Below are 17754 nucleotides of genomic sequence, written 5' to 3'. Positions count from 1 at the left end.
TTCCTCTCCGGGGAGAGAACGGGACGGTGGGGCGATGTTCGGCAACTGGGAGGGTCGTCCATAGTGCGCTCGATTCTACAGAAGCGGACTGTGGTCGCGGCGGGTGGTCACCAACTGACCGGCAGCGCCTTGCCCTCCTCGTAGCCCGCCGCGGACTGCAGTCCGACGAGGGCGCGGTCGTGGAACTCCGGCACGGTCGCGGCCCCGGCGTAGGTGAAGGACGACCGCACGCCCGACGTGATCATGTCGAGCAGGTCCTCGATCCCCGGGCGCAGCGGGTCGAGGTAGATCTTGGAGGAGGAGATGCCCTCGGCGAACAGCTCCTTGCGCGCCCGCTCGTAGGCGTCGAGCCGACCGAACCGCGCCTGCACGGCCTTGGTCGAGGCCATGCCCCAGGACCCCTTGAACAGACGCCCGTCCGCATCGCGCTGGAGCTCCCCCGGGGCCTCGATCGTGCCGGCGAACCAGGAGCCGACCATGACGGAGGCCGCACCGGCCGCGAGCGCGAGCGCGACGTCCCGCGGGTAGCGCACCCCGCCGTCGGCCCAGACGTGCGCTCCGGCCTCGGCGGCGGCCTGCGCGGTCTCCAGCACCGCGGAGAACTGGGGACGACCCACCGCCGTCATCATCCGCGTCGTGCACATCGCCCCGGGGCCGACGCCGACCTTGAGGATCGAGGCGCCCGCGTCGACCAGATCCCGCACGCCGTCCGCCGTGACGATGTTCCCCGCGACGATGGGGAGCCCGAGTCCGAGGGACGCGACCTCCTGCAGCGCCCGGAGCATGCCCTCCTGGTGGCCGTGCGCGGTGTCCACGACGAGCACGTCCACCCCGGCCGCCGCGAGCGCCTTCGCCTTGGCGCCGACGTCGCCGTTGATGCCGACCGCCGCGGCGACGGCGAGGCGCCCGTCGGCGTCCACGGCCGGCCGGTACAGCGTGGCGCGCAGAGCGCTGCGGGCGCTCAGCGTCCCGACGAGGTGGCCGTGGTGGACGACCGTGACGACCTCGACGTCCGCCTCGGTGATGACGTCGAAGGCGTGCCGTTCGGAGCCGATGTCGTCCGCGTCGATCGACGGCGTGCCCCGGTGCACGAGGTCGCCGAGCTGCGCGTCGGGCAGCGCGGTCGCGAGACGGGTGGCCGGGAGCACCCCGACGATGCGGTCGACGGGGATCGGCGCCGCGCCGGAGGCCACCACGATCCCGTGGCCCGCCGCAGCGGGGAGCAGGCGGAGGGCGTCCGCGACGGTCGCCTCCGGGGGCAGCACGAGCGGCGTGTCCCAGAGCACCGGCTGACCCTTCACGTCGCGGATCGCGGCGTCGAGCTCCTGGAGTGGGAGGTCCTGCGGCAGCACGCCCAGCGCCCCGCGGCGCGCGAGCACGGCCGCGAGCCTCGGCCCGGTCACCGAGTTCATGTTCGCGGCGACGAGCGGCAGCGTCGCCGGCGTACCGTCGTGCGGAGCGAGATCGACCTGGAGGCGACTGGTGACGGCCGAACGGCGCGGCACCAGGAAGACGTCCGAGTAGGTCAGATCGACGGTCGGCTGCGCACCTGAGAACTCCATGCCTCCACGGTACCCAGATCGGCGCGGCACGGGTCGGTCTCTTCGACGTCTCTGCGATCGAAACAGGTTAGGCTTGGTGGTCGAGAGTGTGCGGGCCCGAGCGCATCCTGCGTCGTGCGTCCGCATCGGAGATCTTCAGCGATGAAAGAGGGCGATAGAGCGTGTCGAACCAGGTGACCGGCGTCGGTGGCGACGGGGGGTTCGGAGCCAATTCCTGGCTCGTCGAAGAGCTCTACGAGCAGTTCAAGGAGAACCGCGACTCCGTCGACAAGGAGTGGTGGCCCATTCTGGAGAAGTACCACTCCGAGACCACCGCAGCCGGAGGCGCTGCCTCTCCCGCCGCGACCACGGCACCGGCGCACCCCGTGACCGCTCCCATCCCCGTGATCGGTGCACAGCCCGTCGCCCGCACCACGGCGAAGCCGGCGGCCGCCGCGCCGATCCCCGCCCAGGCGCCGAAGCCGAAGCAGGAGTCCACGGAGACGCAGCCGCCGTCCGAAGAGGACAAGGTCACCCCGCTGCGCGGTCTGCCGAAGACCCTCGCCGCGAACATGGACGAATCGCTCACCGTCCCCACCGCCACGAGCGTCCGCACGGTCCCGGCCAAGCTGATGATCGACAACCGCATCGTCATCAACAACCACATGGCCCGCACCCGCGGCGGCAAGGTCAGCTTCACCCACCTCATCGGCTGGGCCCTCATCCGCACCCTCGACGAGTTCCGCAGCCAGAACGTCTTCTACGCCGAGATCGACGGCAAGCCCTCCGTCGTGGCCCCCGCGCACGTCAACCTCGGCATCGCGATCGACCTGCCCAAGCCGGACGGCACCCGGGCCCTCATGGTCCCGAGCATCAAGCGTGCCGACACCATGACCTTCACCGAGTACCTCGCCGCCTATGAGGATCTCGTCACCCGCGCGCGCTCCAACAAGCTCACCGCCGCCGACTTCCAGGGCACGACGGTCTCGCTGACCAACCCGGGCGGCATCGGCACGGTGCACTCGGTCCCGCGTCTCATGAAGGGCCAGGGCTGCATCATCGGCGCCGGCGCCCTCGAGTACCCGGCCGAGTTCCAGGGCGCGAGCGACAAGACGCTCAACGAGCTGGCGATCGGCAAGACGATCACGCTCACGAGCACCTACGACCACCGCGTCATCCAGGGTGCCGGCTCGGGCGAGTTCCTGAAGAAGGTGCACGAGCTGCTGATCGGCCAGCGCGGCTTCTACGACGACATCTTCGCGGCGCTGCGCATCCCGTACGCGCCGATCCGCTGGAACCCGGACATCGCGGTCGACCTCGCCGAGCGCGTGGACAAGCAGTCCCGGGTGCAGGAGCTCATCAACTCCTTCCGCGTGCGCGGCCACCTCATGGCCGACATCGACCCGCTCGAGTACCGTCAGCGCTCGCACCCCGACCTGGAGATCGAGAGCCACGGCCTGACGTTCTGGGATCTCGACCGCGAGTTCGTCACCGGCGGGTTCGGCGGACGCCGCGTCGCCAAGCTCCGCGACATCCTCGGTGTGCTGCGCGACTCGTACTGCCGCACGCTCGGCATCGAGTACATGCACATCCAGGACCCGGAGCAGCGCCGCTGGTTCCAGGAGAAGGTGGAGGTCAAGTACCAGAAGCCCGGCCACGACGAGCAGCTGCGCGTGCTGCGCAAGCTCAACGAGGCCGAGGCCTTCGAGACCTTCCTGCAGACGAAGTTCGTCGGCCAGAAGCGCTTCTCGCTCGAGGGCGGCGAGTCGCTGATCCCGCTCCTCGACGAGATCCTCCAGGGCGCGGCCACGGCCGGGCTGGAGGGCGCCGCGATCGGCATGGCTCACCGCGGCCGCCTGAACGTGCTGACCAACATCGCCGGCAAGACGTACGGCCAGGTCTTCCGCGAGTTCGAGGGCACGCAGACCCCCGGCAACCAGCGCGGCTCGGGCGACGTAAAGTACCACCTGGGCACCGAGGGCACGTTCGTCGCCGACGACGGCTCGGCGCTGCCGGTGTATCTCGCAGCCAACCCCTCCCACCTGGAGACGGTCGACGGCGTGCTGGAGGGCATCGTCCGCGCCAAGCAGGACCGCAAGCCCATCGGGACCTTCGCCTGGCTGCCGATCCTCGTCCACGGCGACGCGGCCTTCGCCGGCCAGGGCGTCGTCGTCGAGACGCTGCAGATGTCGCAGCTGCGCGGCTACCGCACCGGCGGCACGATCCACGTGGTCGTCAACAACCAGGTCGGCTTCACCACGACGCCGAGCGACGCCCGCACCTCGGTCTACGCGACCGACGTGGCCAAGACGATCCAGGCGCCCGTCTTCCACGTGAACGGCGACGACCCCGAGGCCGTCATCCACGTCGCGCAGCTCGCGTTCGAGTACCGCGAGCGCTTCCACCGCGACGTAGTGATCGACCTCGTCTGCTACCGCCGACGCGGCCACAACGAGGGCGACGACCCCTCGATGACGCAGCCCCTGATGACCGACCTCATCCAGGCGAAGCGCTCCGTCCGCCGCCTCTACACGGAGTCTCTCGTCGGTCGCGGCGACATCACCGAGGAGGAGTACGACGAGGCCAAGGCCGACTTCCAGAACCGTCTGGAGATCGCCTTCGCCGAGACGCACGCCGCCGAGACCGGTGCGACCCCGATCGCCCCGGAGGAGGCCCCGCAGGTCGAGGACCAGGTCGGAGCCCCCGAGGTCACCGGTGTGCCGGCAGAGGTCATCCGCCTCATCGGCGACGCGTTCGTGAACAAGCCCGAGGGCTTCACGGTGCACCCGAAGATCCAGCAGCTGCTGGAGAAGCGCCTCGACATGAGCCGCAACGGGAACATCGACTGGGGCTTCGGCGAGCTGCTCGCCTTCGGCTCGCTTCTGGTCGAGGGCACCCCGGTGCGCCTCGCCGGCCAGGACTCGCGCCGCGGGACGTTCGTGCAGCGGCACGCCGCGCTCCACGACCGTGCGAACGGCCAGGAGTGGCTGCCGCTGTCGAACCTGTCCGACGCGCAGGGCCGCTTCTTCGTCTACGACTCGCTGCTCAGCGAGTACGCCGCGCTCGGCTTCGAGTACGGCTACTCCGTGGAGGCTCCCGAGGCCCTGGTGCTGTGGGAGGCGCAGTTCGGCGACTTCGTCAACGGCGCCCAGTCGGTCATCGACGAGTACATCTCCGCCGCGGAGCAGAAGTGGGGTCAGCAGTCCAGCGTCACACTCCTGCTCCCCCACGGCTACGAGGGTCAGGGGCCGGACCACTCCTCCGCACGCATCGAGCGGTTCCTGCAGCTGTGTGCCCAGGACAACATGATCGTGGCGCGCCCGTCGACCCCGGCGTCGCACTTCCACCTGCTGCGCCGTCAGGCCTACGCCCGTCCGCGCAAGCCGCTGATCGTGTTCACGCCGAAGGCGATGCTGCGCCTGCGCGGCGCGACCAGCCCGGTGGAGGCGTTTACCGGCGGCCGCTTCGAGCCGGTCCTCGACGACGACCGCGGTCTCGACCGTTCCGCCGTGAAGCGCGTCCTCGTGCACAGCGGCAAGGTGCACTGGGACCTCCGCGCCGAGCTGGAGAAGAACCCGAACCCGGAGATCGCCCTGGTGCGTCTGGAGCAGCTCTACCCGACGCCCATCGACGAGCTGAAGAAGATCACCGACTCGTACCCGAACGCCGAGCTCGTGTGGGTGCAGGAGGAGCCGGAGAACCAGGGAGCCTGGCCGTTCCTGGCACTGGCCTTCGCGGACGTCCCCGGCGACCGCTCCTTCCGCCCGGTCTCACGTCCGGCGTCTGCCTCGCCGGCGACGGGCTCGTCCAAGGTGCACGCCACCGAGCAGGCCACACTCATCCGCGCGGCAGTCACCCTGGGCTGACCGCCTCTCCGACGACGAAGGGCGCCCCGGCTTCGGCCGGGGCGCCCTTCTCGGTCCGTGGGTCAGTACCAGATGTCGAGGGACGGCGCCGGGAAGGCGACGAACGCACGGTCCAGGGCTTCGATGTCCGTGGGCGCGCCGACGATCCGGCCCGCACCGTGCAGCGCGGCGACACGGATGCTGCCGGCGTAGATCGACGAGAGCGCGGAGACGTCGAGGACGATGTCAGCCTCGGCGCCCGGAGCATCGTCGACGTGCGCCCGGCCCTCGGCGTCGATACGGAGGCGCCAGGTTCCCGCGGCGAAACCGAGCGCGTCGTCGATGCGGAGCACCGCGTCCAGCGGCGCGGCGTAGGTCCGGGCCGTGAGCGCGGACGGGACGTCCAGGACGCGGAGCCAACCGTGGTCGTGCACCTCCTGGGTGACGCCGCGCGGATCCGCGACCAGCCACGGCAGGGCGTCGTCGAGCGGTCGGAGATCGGCGGTCACCTCATCGACGAGGTCGTGCTGCAGCGCGAACCGCCACAGCGCAGCCGTCGCCTCCGCCGTCTCGCCGACGAGCAGGCGCACGTGCAACGCGAACCGGAATGTTCCTCCGCGCTCGCTGAGGTGGAAGGCCATCACGCCGCGCACCTGACCGGATTCGTCGCGATAGCGGACGCCGCGCACCCGGTCCCGGTCGGTGTCGGTGGTCGAGAGCCCGCCGATGCCCGCCCAGCGGGCAGCCCACCCCGGGACCTGCCCCGACCGCGCGGTGCGGGCGCGCTCGTGCACCTCCGCCAGCGCGTCGGCGAGCTCCTGCCGCTCGATGTACTCCACGCGGCCCGCCGGAACGGGACCCGCCCACCCGGCGCGGCGGACGTCGACAGTGAACCGCGACACCGGGACCGCGGAACCGAAGCCGTAGCGCCCGTAGATCGTGGCCTCGGATACGGTGAGCCCCGCGATCGGGAGGCCGGCCCCGACGGCGGCACGGAGCTCCCCCTCCAGCAGCGCCCGCGCGATGCCACGGCGGCGATGCGTGCCTGCCACCGTGACGCCGCTGATCGCCCACATGCCGATCTCGCCGCCGGGGATCGTCAGCGACGTCACCCAGGAGTCGATGGTCGCCACAGGCAGGCGATCCGCGGATGCGTCGGTCTCATACACGCCGATGTTGCGTCGGCTCCTCAGGGTACCGATGCCTTCGTCGCGAGCCGTCTCCGAAGGGTCGGCGCCGAGGAACCCACGGGCCATCGCGCGCTGGAAGGCGGCTACGCGCGCGGCGTCCGTCGTATCGAGGACCCGGTACTCGAGGCCCTCCCCCGCGAGGCGGTCGACGGACGTCTGGTCAGCGGGGATCCCGCGCGCATCGATGAGGGCCATGCACACAGCCTACGGGCGGTCTCCGACGCTCCGCGCCCCGGGGGCGCTCAGTGCTGCGCGGCCTGGACCTCGCGGAGCCGGGCGAACACCTGGTCGCGCAGCTCCTCCGGAGCGGTCTCCTTGCAGGCGCGGGCGATGACATCGGTGAGGGTCGTCGCCACCAGAGCCTCGTCCCGGCACGCCGGGCAGTTCTCCAGATGCTCGCGGATCTCGGCGTGCTCGGTCTTGCACACCTCGTTGCGGAGGTACTCCTCCAGATCCTGACGGGCCTTGTCGCAGCCGCAGTCGCTCATTTCTTGCTCCTCGGGTCAGCCGCGGCGATTCCCCGCTCCGCGGCGTAGTCGGCCAGCAGCTCCCGCAGCATCCGCCTGCCACGGTGCAGACGGCTCATCACGGTGCCGATGGGGGTCTTCATGATGTCGGCGATCTCCTGGTACGCGAAGCCCTCGACGTCGGCGAGGTACACCGCGAGCCGGAAGTCCTCCGGAACCGCCTGCAGCGCGTCCTTCACGACCGACGCCGGCATCCGATCGATGGCTTCCGCCTCCGCCGAGCGACTGTGCGAAGCCGTCGTCGACTCCGCGCCGCCGAGCTGCCAGTCCTCGAGTTCGTCGATGGTGCCCTGGAAGGGCTCTCGCTGCCGCTTGCGGTAGATGTTGATGTACGTGTTGGTGAGGATGCGGTACAGCCACGCCTTGAGATTCGTGCCCTGCGCGAAGGTCGACCACGAGCCGTAGGCCTTGACGAAGGTCTCCTGCACGAGATCGGCAGCGTCCGCGGGATTGCGCGTCATACGCATCGCGGCGGCGTACAGCTGGTCCATGAAGGGGAGCGCCTGCTCCTCGAACTCGCGCCGAGGGTCGCCGACGGTGGCTGCGGTTGCGGTGTCGTCCATCACCGGCCAGTCTAGGCGGCTGAGGTCGATCACCTCGCGTTCCAGCGTCGCAGGCATCCTCTTCCCTTCGCACCGAGGCCGCCTCTCACGATGACGGCGCTGTGTTTACTAAGGTGAGAACCGATGAGCGCCAAAAGGTATTCCCCCACCCGTGTGCAGGGCGCCTACCCCGCGCCCACGATCGACGGCCCGGTGCACGCCGAGCTCACGATCCCCGGCTCCAAGTCCCTCACGAACCGCGAACTCCTCATCGCGGCGATCGCGGACGGCCCCGGTCGCCTGATCGCCCCGCTCCACTCGGACGACTCGCAGCGCATGGTGGAGGCCCTCCGCGCGCTCGGCGTCGGTATCGAGGAGGTCGAGGCCGGCCACGAGTTCGGTCCCGACCTCGTGATCACGCCCGGCAAGCTCCGCGGCGGCACGACGATCGACTGCGGCCAGGCCGGGACCGTCATGCGCTTCATCGCGCCGCTGGCCGGCCTCGCCGAGCAGGACGTCCATCTCACCGCGCACGAGACGGCTCTGCACCGCCCCATGGGCGGGTTGATCAGCGCCATGCGCGACCTGGGCGTCGACATCGACGACGAGGGCACCTGGGCCCTTCCATTCACCATCCGCGGCCATGGCCACATCCGCGGTGGCCGCGTGGAGATCGATGCGTCGGCCTCCAGCCAGTTCGTGTCCGGCCTGCTGCTCGCCGCCCCGCGCTTCGACGTCGGTCTGCACCTCGTGCACACCGGCGAGCGCCTGCCCAGCCTGCCGCACATCGACATGACCATCGAGGCGCTGAGCCGCCGCGGCATCCGGATCGAGCGCCCCGCGGTCGGCGAGTGGCTGGTGGAGGCCGGAGTCCCCCGCGCCAAGGAGATCCCGATCGAGCCGGATCTCTCCAACGCCGCCCCGTTCCTCGCCGCGGCCCTCGTCGCCGGCGGCTCCGTCGCGATCACCGGCTGGCCGGCGCACTCGACCCAGCCCGGAGCGCTGCTCCCCGAGATCCTGCAGGCGGCGGGTGCGCACGTCAGCCGGCACGGCGGGGTGCTCACCGTGCGGGCCGGATCCGGAATCCGCGGACTGGATCTCGATCTCTCCGCCGCCAGCGAGCTGACGCCGACCCTCGTCGGTCTCGCGGCCTTCGCCGAGGGCCCCACGACCATCCGCGGCATCGGCCACATCCGTCTCCACGAGACCGACCGGATCGCGGCGCTCGTCGGGAACCTGCGCGCGCTCGGCGGGACCGCCGAGGAGCTCCCCGACGGCATCCGCATCGTTCCCGGCCCGCTCCGGGGCGGCACCTGGGCCGCGCACCACGACCACCGGATGGCGACGACCGGCGCGCTGATCGGCCTCCGCGTCCCGGATGTCGTGATCGATGACATCGGCACCACCGCCAAGACCCTCCCGGAGTTCACCATGCTCTGGGAGCGGATGCTGCGAGGCTGACGGGTGAGCTGGCTGAACGACGCCGACGACCTCGAGGACGACTTCGAGGACTACGACGAGAGCAGCATCCGCACGCGTCCGAACCCGAAGGCCAACCGGCCGCGCACCAAACGCCGTCCTGCGCACGAGGACGCGCAGATCGGCCGCGTCCTCGGCGTGGATCGGGGCCGGTACTCCGTGCTCCTCGACGAGGACACCCCGCAGGAGCGCACGATCACCGCGGCGCGCGCGCGGGAGCTGCGGCGCACGCCGATCGTGACGGGCGACCGGGCTCGTGTCGTCGGCGACACCTCGGGAGACGAGGGCACGCTCGGCCGGATCGTGGGAATCGTCGAGCGCACCTCGCTCCTCCGTCGCAGTGCCGACGACACCGACGAGGTCGAGCGCGTGATCGTCGCCAACGCGGACCAGATGCTCGTCGTCGTCGCCGCGGCCGACCCCGAGCCCCGCGCCCGTCTCGTCGACCGCTACCTCGTCGCCGCCCTGGATGCCGGGATCCGTCCGCTCCTCGTCGTGACGAAGACCGATCTCGCCGACCCGGCGCCATTCCTCGCCCACTTCGACGGCCTCGACCTCCGCGTCTTCACCAGCGCGCAGGACGAGATGCCGATCGACGAGATCGGCGCTGCGCTCGTCGGCCACTCGACGGTCTTCGTCGGGCACTCCGGTGTCGGCAAGTCGACGCTGGTGAACGCCCTGGTGCCCACCGCGGGCCGCGCCACCGGACACGTGAACCAGGTGACCGGCCGCGGACGCCACACCTCCTCTTCGACCGTCTCGCTGCGCTACGAGGGCGCCGACGGCACCGGCTGGGTCATCGACACCCCCGGTGTCCGTTCCTTCGGCCTCGGGCACGTCGACCCCGCGAACATCCTCGCCGCCTTCACCGAGCTCGCCGTGATCGCGGAGGACTGCCCGCGCGGCTGCACCCACCTGCCCGATGCCCCGGACTGCGCCCTCATCGAAGCGGCGGACCGCGGAGAGCTGAGCGAGACCGGACGCGCTCGCCTCGATTCCTTGCAGCGCCTCCTGCAGACCTTCGCCGACAAGGCGGAGCAGCCCCCCGGACGATAGGCTGGGGCGGTGACCGAACGCCTGGAAACCGGAACCGCCGCCCCCGACTTCACCCTGCTCGACCAGGACGGGAACACCGTCCGCCTGGCCGACCTCCGCGGCACGAAGACGGTGCTGTACTTCTACCCCGCGGCGATGACCCCGGGGTGCACGACCGAGGCCTGCGACTTCCGCGACAGCATCTCGTCGCTCCAGGGCGCCGGGTATCAGGTCGTCGGCGTCTCGAGGGACGAACCGGCGAAGCTCGCCGCCTTCCGCGACCGCGACGGCCTCACGTTCCCGCTGCTCAGCGACCCCGATCACGCCGTGCATGAGGCGTACGGCGCCTGGGGCGAGAAGATGAACTACGGCAAGCTCGTCGAAGGGGTGATCCGCTCGACGTTCGTCCTCGACGAGGACGGCGTCATCACCAGCGCGCAGTACAACGTGAAGGCCACGGGTCACGTCGCGCGGCTGCGCAAGCAGCTCGGCATCGACGCCTGACAGGACGGCGCGGACTCACTCCGCTTCGCGTCGGGTCCCCTCGCGGCGCGCGCTCGCGATGAGGAGCGTCAGTCCGGCGACGGCCGGGATACCGAGTCCGAGCACGAAGGCCCACGGTATGGGCGGCAGCGTGAGAGCGCCGAGCGCCAGCGCGATCGCGAGGACCTGGAACACCACCCCGCCTGATCGCGCCCAGGAGCGTCCGGCCCGGGTGCCGAACGCGAAAGCCGCGAGCGCCGCGGCGCCGATCAGCGTCAGGACGATGAGGGCGATGGCCGTCGGCAGCGACGCCGCGTCCCCCGCCCCCAGGCCGGCCATCTCGATCGCGGCGAACACGAGCAGGGCGACGGCTTCGACCGCCAAGACGGCGGCGGCGGCGCGGGCGATTCCCGGTGCGCGCACGGGTGTCCTCCCGGGGATCGAATGACGAGAAAACCCTTGATTTCAGGGTATTCATGTAACAGAATAGAGAAAGTCATGTGCTCCCACAGCGGCGTGGGGCGAACGTTCGCGTTCGCATCACAATCAGCGGGCATCCGCCCGTATCTCAACAGGGTAGCGGAACCCGAACCGTCACCCGAATCGAGAGGTCGCATCGCGACATCTCATGAAATCCACACCGAGGAGCCCCCATGGACTGGCGTGACAAGGCCGCCTGCCTGACCGTCGACCCCGAACTGTTCTTCCCCGTCGGGAACACCGGCCCGGCCGTCGATCAGATCGAGAAGGCCAAGACCGTCTGCGCGACGTGCACGGTCACCGAGATCTGCCTGCAGTACGCCCTGGAGACCAGCCAGGACTCGGGCGTCTGGGGCGGCCTGTCCGAAGACGAGCGCCGCGCGCTCAAGCGTCGCGCCGCACGCGCCCGCCGCGCTTCCTGTTTTTCGCCTATGCGGCTTGAGACATCGTCCCCGCCCGCTTCTGCATGTTCCGGTAGAGCGTCAGCGCTCGAGCCAGCGCAGCGGGATGTCGATGACCACCTCGGTCCCCTCGCCCTCGCTCCCCCGCCAGTCGATCGTGCCACCGAGCTCGCCCTGGATCAGGGTGCGGATGATCTGTGTACCCAGGCCCTGACCGATCCGGCCCTCCGGAAGCCCGTGTCCCGTGTCGCGGACCGTCACGCGGAGATTGTCCTCGGTGCGCTTGGCGTCGATGGTCACGACACCCTCCTGCCCGGCGAGGCCGTGCTCCACCGCGTTGGTCACGACCTCCGTCAGGGCCAGGGCCAGCGGAGTGGCGTACTCGCTCGGGAGCACGCCGAAATGTCCCGTCGACTGGGTGCGGGCGCGCGTGTTGGGAGCCGACGCCACTTCGGCGACGAGCTTGAGCACGCGATGGAAGACCTCGTCGAAGTCGACCTTCTGCGTCAGACCCTGGGCGAGGGTATCGTGCACGACCGCGATCGCGTCCACACGACGCATGGCCTGTGTGAGAGCATCCCGCGCCTCGTCGGAGTGGGTGCGTCGCGCCTGGATCCGGAGCAGGGAGGCCACGGTCTGCAGGTTGTTCTTGACGCGGTGGTGGATCTCCCGGATCGTCGCGTCCTTGGTGATGAGTTCCTGCTCCTGGTGGCGCAGCTCCGAGACGTCGCGGCAGAGCACGATGGCCCCGATGCGCGTGCCGTGATCCTTCAGAGGGATGGCACGGAGCGAGACCGTCACGCCACGCGCCTCGATGTCCGTCCGCCACGGTGCCCGTCCGGTCACCACCACGGGCAGCGACTCGTCGACCTGCCGGGAGGGCGGCACGAGCCGGGTGGTCACCTCGGCCAGGGACTCCCCCTCCAACTCGTCGTCGAAACCCATCCGATTGAACGCGGACAGGGCGTTGGGGCTGGCGAAAGTCGTGATGCCGTCCACGTCGATCCGGATCAGGCCGTCCGACGCCCGTGGAGCGCCACGGCGCGGTGACGTCGGTGCCGCCGGGTCCGGGAAGCTGCCGTCTGCGATCATGCGGAACAGGTCGTTGGCACACTCGTCAAAGGTGATCTGCTGACGCGACGGCGTACGCACCTCCCCGAGGTTCGTGTGCCGGGTGACCACGCCGATCACGCGGGGAGCCTTGTCCTCACCCCGACGCTCGATGACGATCGGGACGGCGCGGACCCTGGTCGGCGTCTCCTCGAACCAGTCGGGCGAGGAGGAGTCCACGATCTCCGCCGACTCGAAGGCGCCCTGCACCTGAGTGCGCCACTGCGGACGCACCCGCTCCCCGACGATGTCGCGGTAGAAGAGCGTCGCCGCGCCGCTCGGTCGTGCGTGCGCGACGGCGACGAACGATCCGTCGTCCGTCTGGATCCACAGGACGATGTCGGCGGAGGCGAGGTCAGCGAGGAGCTGTCCGTCACCGGCGAGCCGGTGCAGCCACTCCACGTCGTCGTCGGTCAGAAGGCCCTGGGCCTGGGCGAGATCACTGAGGGTTGACACCTCACCAGCCTAGGCTCCCCCGCCTCAGAGGATGGCGAGCGACGTCGCGCGCCACCGTCGGTCCAGCCCTTCGAGCCGGATGGCCACGGCACGTGTGCGCCCCGGTCCCGCCACCACCACGACTGCCTCCACGATGCCGTCCCGTGGGTGGGTCACCCGCACGGTGCGGATGACGAAGGTGGGCCGGGTCGGCGCGACACCACGAGCGCTGCGCGCACGGGCGGCGAGGTTGGCCCGGACGACCACGCTGCGGTAGGCCTCCTCGCTGAACCACCGGGCGAGCTGATCCACCTCCCGCACCCCCGCCAGAGCCTCGAGCGCGCCCTGGGTGAGGCTCCGCACGAGGAGTGCAGGGTCCGGAAGCTCATCGGCCGGGGTGGGCTGCGGTCCGAAGTACTCGGCCAGCATCATCTCGATCTCCCTTCACGGGGTCGGCGAGCCGTCAGTAGACCACGATCCCGGTGCGGTGCGGGCGCCACCGGCTCAGGTCTGTGGACAACCCGTAGACGACCGCACCACGGGCCGAAAGGAGTGCGGTCTCGGCAGCGATGTGGATAACTCGGAGGAGGCGACGCCGGCCCCTACGCTCGGTCGGGTGCACTGGGAATCCCTCTTCGACGACTTGGAAGGACAGCTCGCCGCGGAGTGGGAGGCGGAACGCGCCGCCCGCGACGCCGAGTCCGAGCGGCTCCGCATCGCCCGGCTCGATCTGCGCGCACGATTGCGGCATCTGTGCGCCGAGCACACCGACACGACGCTCCACCTCGCCGACGGGGCCCGCGTCCCCGTCGGGCTGCGGTCCTTGGGAGTGGACTGGCTCGCCGCCGTCTCCCGAGTGCCCCAGGGCGCGCGCGTGCCGAGCTCCCTGCTGCTGATCCCGATGACATCGGTCCTCGGGCTCAGCGTCGACCATGGTGCGATGCTGAGCAGCCTCGTCGACGAGAGCCAGGGGGCGCTGACGCTCCGCGAGCGGATGTCGCTGGGGTTCGCTCTCCGCGACCTCGCGCGTCGTCGCCTCCCGGTGCACCTCCGTCTCCTCGTCGGGGCCGACCTCCACGGGACCATCGATCGCGCCGCCGCCGATCATCTCGACCTCGCCGAGCACGACAGCGGCGCAGCGCGTCGGGCCGACGCCGTCCGAGGATTCAGGATGGTGCCGTACACGGCGCTGGCGGCGATCCGGGTGCAGGGGACGGCGACGCTCTGACGCTCAGCGGTGCCGCGCCGCGGAGGAGCCCCACAGCTCGGGGAAGCTCGCGGCCTGCGACTGCCGCCACAGGGCCATCCGGCGCGCCTCCTCCGTCTGCGCGGCCAGGTACTCCTCGATGCTCGGTTCCTCGATGCGCCAGCGCGCGGGAGCGCCCAGGGGGGCGCCGCGAAGGTGACCGGCGTGGACGAGCGCGATGACCTCGTCCACGTCGATGCTCAGCAGCTCTGCCACCTGCGCAGGCGCGAGGAACCGGGGGGTGTGCGGGTGCGGGGGTGTCATGCCCTCATTCTGGGTGCCCACGGCGGACGCCGTACGGGCAGGCGCGAGCCTGTGGATAACTCGACGGCCCGGTCCCCTGCTTCTGTGACCATATCGCCATGGCCCCGCTCTCCCGCTCCCCTCGTCGCTTCCGCGGCGATGCCCGCTTCGCGGTGGGCATCGTGCTCGTCCTCGCATCGATCGCCGGCGTCTGGTTCGTGCTCACCTCGTCGGACCAGGCGGTCCCGGTGCTCCAGGCACGACGCACGATCGTTCGCGGGGAGGTCCTCCGAGCCGCCGATCTCGAGACGGTCGATGTGGCGCTCGGCGCGGCGACCGACGAGTACCTCCGGCCGGATCAGCTCCCTGCGGGACAGGTCGCCATCCGAACGCTCACGGAGGGCGAGCTGGTGCCAAGGACAGCGACGACGGCGGCCTCGGACAGTCGCACGACGACGGTCGTCGTCGAGAGCAGCGTGGGTCTCCCGGAGGACGTCGCAGCGGGAACCGAGGTGGAGATCTGGCAGGCACCGCTGCGCGACGACGGACGCTCGTACGATGAACCCCGCATCCTCGTGGGAGACGTCGTCGTCCGCGCTGTCCTCGAGCCGGAGGGACTGCTGGCGGAGAATGCGGCGGAGCTGGAGATCGTGATCGATCGGAGCGACGTCGCTGCGGTCCTCGCCGCGGTCACCGGTGGCGCCGCGCTCTCGGTCGTCCCGGTCGGAGCCGGGTCGTGAGCGTCGTCCTCCTCGCCGTGACCCAGCCTCGAGCCGACGAGCTGGTCGCCGAACTCGAATGGGAGGGCGTCTCAGCGCTCAGCCTTCCGTCCGCGTCCGCTTCCGCGATCATCGCCCGCCTGCAACCGGACGTGGAGGCTGTCGTCGCCCCCGCGACCAGGGCTGTGCTGACCCCCGAACTCCTTTCGGCGTGCGATCGCGCCGGTGTCCGCATCGTCACCCTCGGGGGCACGGACAGTCGGGCGGTCCTGCGGATGGGCCTCGCCCCGCCGCTGCGCGCGGATGCTCCGGGGTGGGAGATCGCTGCAGCGCTCTCCACCGACGTGCGGCCCCCTGTCGCGGGCACACCGACGGCGGCGTCCCGCCTCACGGCTATCTGGGGCTCGCACGGAGCACCAGGGCGTTCCACGATCGCCGTTCAGCTCGCCGTGGAACTCGCGCGGCGCGGACGCCGGACGGCGCTGATCGACGCCGACACCGTGGCGCCCTCTCTGGCTCTGCTCCTCGGGATGGACGACGACGGCCCCGGGCTCGCGGCAGCCTGCCGTCGCGCCGAGGCCGGTGCGCTCGATCCGGCCGAGCTGACCCGCCTGTCCGCCCGGCTCGCGGCAGGCGGCACCGAGGTCGACGTGCTGGCGGGCCTCAACCGGCCGAGCCGCTGGCCCGAGCTCTCCGACGCGCGGATGCGGGCGACGTTGTCGGTCTGCCGGAGGTGGGCGGAAGAGACGGTGGTGGACGTCTCGGCCGCCGTCGACACGGACGAGGAGGCGATGTACGACGTGGTCGGCCCGCGGCGACACGCCGCGACCGTCGCGACGTTGAGCGAGGCGGACCGGGTCGTGGCCGTGGCCCTGGCGGACCCGCTGGGGATCAGCCGCTTCCTACGGGACCATGCAGAGCTGCGGCGTCTGGTCGGCCAGACTCCGGTGACGGTCGTCGTGAACCAGGTCCGTCCCGGGCCGCTCGGCCTCGACGCCCGCAGTCAGATCCGACGCACGCTGGAGCGGTTCGCCGGGCTCACCGATATCGCCTTCCTCCCCCTGGACCGCCGTGCCGTCGATGCGGCTCTCCTGCATGCCCGGCCGATCTCCGATGTCGCGCCGCGGTCGGCGCTGGTGGCCGCCGTGCGCCGGCTCGCGGCCGACCTCGACCCGTCCGTCTCCGTGGAGACTACTGCCGATAGCTCGACAGGAAGTTCCCGAGGCGCTCGACGGCTTCGCTCAGCACTCGCGGCTCTGGCAGGGTCACCAGGCGCAGGTGGTCCGGCGTCGGCCAGTTGAAACCCGTCCCCTGCACGAGCAGGATGTGCTCGGACACCAGCAGGTCGTAGACGAGCTTGGCGTCGTCGCGGATCTCATGCACGTCCGGGTCGAGGCGGGGGAACGCGTAGAGGGCGCCCTGCGGCTTCACGCAGGACACGCCGGGGATGGCCTCCAGACCTTCCCAGGCGATGTCGCGCTGCTCGTGCAGCCGCCCGGTCGGTGCGATGAGGGCGTCGATCGACTGCACGCCGGACAGCGCCGCCTGCACGGCGTGCTGCGCCGGGACGTTCGGGCAGAGCCGCGTCGACGCCAGCAGCGTGATGCCCTCGATGAAGCCCTTGGCGTGGTCCTGCGGACCGGTGACGACCATCCAGCCGGAGCGGTAGCCGGCCACGCGGTACGTCTTGGAGAGCCCGTTGAACGTGAGGCAGAGCAGGTCGGGGGCCAGGGTCGCCGTCGGGATGTGCACCGCGTCGTCGAAGAGGATGCGGTCGTAGATCTCGTCGGAGAGGATGAGGAGCTGGTGCTCGCGCGCGATCTGCACGAGGCCCTCCAGCACCTGTCGCGAATAGACCACCCCGGTGGGGTTGTTCGGGTTGATGATCACGAGCGCCTTGGTCTGCGGGGTGATCTTCGACCGGATGTCCTCGAGGTCGGGCTGCCAGCCCTGCTCCTCGTCGCAGAGGTAGTGCACGGGCGTGCCGCCGGCGAGGCTGGTCATGGCCGTCCAGAGCGGGTAGTCGGGGGCGGGGATGAGGACCTCGTCCCCCTCGTCCAGCAGCGCCTGCATGGTCATGGTGATCAGCTCGGAGACGCCGTTGCCGAGGTACACGTCATCGGGATCGAAACGGGGGAACCCCTCGATCTCCTCGTACCGGCTCACCACGGCACGCCGGGCGGAGATGATGCCCTTGCTGTCACTGTACCCGTGGGCTGTGGGGAGCGCGGCGAGCATGTCGTGCACGATCTGATGCGGGGCGTCGAAGCCGAAGATCGCGGGATTGCCGGTGTTGAGCTTGAGGATCCGGTGGCCCTCTGCTTCCAATCGCGCCGCCTCGACGAGGGCGTTTCCGCGGATCTCGTACAGGACGTTCTTGAGCTTCGACGACTGGTCGAAGGTGCGCGATGGTGTCATCGATCAAGCCTACAGGGACGCAAGGAGGGCCAATCCGCACGGACTGGCCCTCCTCGTCAC

General features: G+C 70.6%; 16 protein-coding genes and 1 pseudogene. 8 read left to right on the top strand and 9 right to left on the bottom strand.

Annotated elements, in window-relative coordinates:
- Positions 1–107: 107 nt before the first annotated feature.
- The gene (locus tag WFJ36_RS02200; RefSeq protein WP_336642555.1) at positions 108–1562 is read right to left on the bottom strand and encodes a GuaB1 family IMP dehydrogenase-related protein; all 1455 of its coding nucleotides are present in this window, start codon (positions 1560–1562) and stop codon (positions 108–110) included.
- A gap of 161 nt (positions 1563–1723) precedes the next feature.
- On the opposite strand from WFJ36_RS02200, the gene WFJ36_RS02195 reads away from it, so the two are divergent.
- Positions 1724–5407: a multifunctional oxoglutarate decarboxylase/oxoglutarate dehydrogenase thiamine pyrophosphate-binding subunit/dihydrolipoyllysine-residue succinyltransferase subunit gene (locus WFJ36_RS02195; protein WP_292789196.1), complete on the top strand. Its 3684-nt coding sequence runs from the start codon at positions 1724–1726 to the stop codon at positions 5405–5407.
- A gap of 62 nt (positions 5408–5469) precedes the next feature.
- Here WFJ36_RS02195 and WFJ36_RS02190 read toward each other — a convergent pair whose 3' ends face one another.
- The 3 genes from WFJ36_RS02190 to WFJ36_RS02180 are packed head-to-tail and all read right to left on the bottom strand — an operon-like array spanning position 5470 to position 7666.
- Positions 5470–6771, bottom strand: coding sequence for a GNAT family N-acetyltransferase (locus WFJ36_RS02190; protein WP_336642554.1), 1302 nt, complete (start codon positions 6769–6771; stop codon positions 5470–5472).
- 47 nt (positions 6772–6818) lie between these two features.
- Positions 6819–7064, bottom strand: coding sequence for a zf-HC2 domain-containing protein (locus WFJ36_RS02185; protein ID WP_336642553.1), 246 nt, complete (start codon positions 7062–7064; stop codon positions 6819–6821).
- Positions 7061–7666 carry a sigma-70 family RNA polymerase sigma factor gene (locus tag WFJ36_RS02180; RefSeq protein WP_200839056.1) on the bottom strand — a complete coding sequence of 202 codons (606 nt, stop codon included), beginning with the start codon at positions 7664–7666 and terminating at the stop codon, positions 7061–7063. The genes WFJ36_RS02185 and WFJ36_RS02180 overlap by 4 nt, the downstream gene beginning before the upstream one ends.
- 123 nt (positions 7667–7789) lie before the next feature.
- On the opposite strand from WFJ36_RS02180, the gene aroA reads away from it, so the two are divergent.
- The 3 genes from aroA to bcp are packed head-to-tail and all read left to right on the top strand — an operon-like array spanning position 7790 to position 10663.
- Positions 7790–9106, top strand: a complete 1317-nt coding sequence (gene aroA, locus WFJ36_RS02175; protein ID WP_292789190.1) for a 3-phosphoshikimate 1-carboxyvinyltransferase — start codon at positions 7790–7792, stop codon at positions 9104–9106.
- A gap of 3 nt (positions 9107–9109) precedes the next feature.
- Positions 9110–10180 (top strand): ribosome small subunit-dependent GTPase A, encoded by a 1071-nt coding sequence (gene rsgA, locus WFJ36_RS02170; protein WP_292789185.1) that lies wholly within the window; start codon positions 9110–9112, stop codon positions 10178–10180.
- 9 nt (positions 10181–10189) lie between these two features.
- Entirely contained in the window at positions 10190–10663 is a 474-nt protein-coding gene (bcp, locus tag WFJ36_RS02165; protein ID WP_336642552.1) for a thioredoxin-dependent thiol peroxidase, read from the top strand.
- A gap of 15 nt (positions 10664–10678) precedes the next feature.
- On the opposite strand, the gene WFJ36_RS02160 is transcribed toward bcp, so the two are convergent.
- Positions 10679–11065: a hypothetical protein gene (locus WFJ36_RS02160; RefSeq protein ID WP_336642551.1), complete on the bottom strand. Its 387-nt coding sequence runs from the start codon at positions 11063–11065 to the stop codon at positions 10679–10681.
- A gap of 230 nt (positions 11066–11295) precedes the next feature.
- Between WFJ36_RS02160 and WFJ36_RS02155 the strand changes: the two are divergent.
- Positions 11296–11541, top strand: a pseudogene (locus WFJ36_RS02155) (WhiB family transcriptional regulator); the annotation flags it as partial.
- A gap of 63 nt (positions 11542–11604) precedes the next feature.
- Here WFJ36_RS02155 and WFJ36_RS02150 read toward each other — a convergent pair.
- Positions 11605–13089 (bottom strand): sensor histidine kinase, encoded by a 1485-nt coding sequence (locus WFJ36_RS02150; RefSeq protein WP_060923178.1) that lies wholly within the window; start codon positions 13087–13089, stop codon positions 11605–11607.
- Between the two features lie 24 nt (positions 13090–13113).
- Positions 13114–13500, bottom strand: coding sequence for an Rv3235 family protein (locus WFJ36_RS02145; RefSeq protein ID WP_071328294.1), 387 nt, complete (start codon positions 13498–13500; stop codon positions 13114–13116).
- Between the two features lie 184 nt (positions 13501–13684).
- Here WFJ36_RS02145 and WFJ36_RS02140 point away from each other — a divergent pair, with 184 nt between their 5' ends.
- The gene (locus WFJ36_RS02140; RefSeq protein WP_292789174.1) at positions 13685–14296 is read left to right on the top strand and encodes a hypothetical protein; all 612 of its coding nucleotides are present in this window, start codon (positions 13685–13687) and stop codon (positions 14294–14296) included.
- A gap of 3 nt (positions 14297–14299) precedes the next feature.
- Here WFJ36_RS02140 and WFJ36_RS02135 read toward each other — a convergent pair whose 3' ends face one another.
- The gene (locus tag WFJ36_RS02135; protein ID WP_060923181.1) at positions 14300–14578 is read right to left on the bottom strand and encodes a helix-turn-helix domain-containing protein; all 279 of its coding nucleotides are present in this window, start codon (positions 14576–14578) and stop codon (positions 14300–14302) included.
- A gap of 98 nt (positions 14579–14676) precedes the next feature.
- Here WFJ36_RS02135 and WFJ36_RS02130 point away from each other — a divergent pair, with 98 nt between their 5' ends.
- On the top strand, positions 14677–15297 hold the full coding sequence (locus tag WFJ36_RS02130; RefSeq protein ID WP_071328293.1) for an SAF domain-containing protein: 621 nt from the start codon (positions 14677–14679) through the stop codon (positions 15295–15297).
- Entirely contained in the window at positions 15294–16577 is a 1284-nt protein-coding gene (locus WFJ36_RS02125; RefSeq protein ID WP_071328292.1) for an AAA family ATPase, read from the top strand. Before WFJ36_RS02130 ends, WFJ36_RS02125 begins: the two co-directional genes overlap by 4 nt.
- Here the strand turns inward: WFJ36_RS02125 and WFJ36_RS02120 are convergent.
- Complete coding sequence (locus WFJ36_RS02120; protein ID WP_292789163.1) at positions 16468–17694, bottom strand: pyridoxal phosphate-dependent aminotransferase; 1227 nt, start codon at positions 17692–17694, stop codon at positions 16468–16470. The two genes, WFJ36_RS02125 and WFJ36_RS02120, sit on opposite strands and share 110 nt — an antisense overlap.
- Between the last annotated feature and the right edge of the window lie 60 nt (positions 17695–17754).

It is taken from the genome of Microbacterium sp. MMO-113 (assembly GCF_037148555.1).
In the GTDB taxonomy this organism is placed as follows: Bacteria; Actinomycetota; Actinomycetes; order Actinomycetales; family Microbacteriaceae; genus Microbacterium.
The sequence above is the reverse complement of the archived record's forward strand: the minus strand, read 5'-3'. Positions and strand labels throughout refer to the sequence as shown.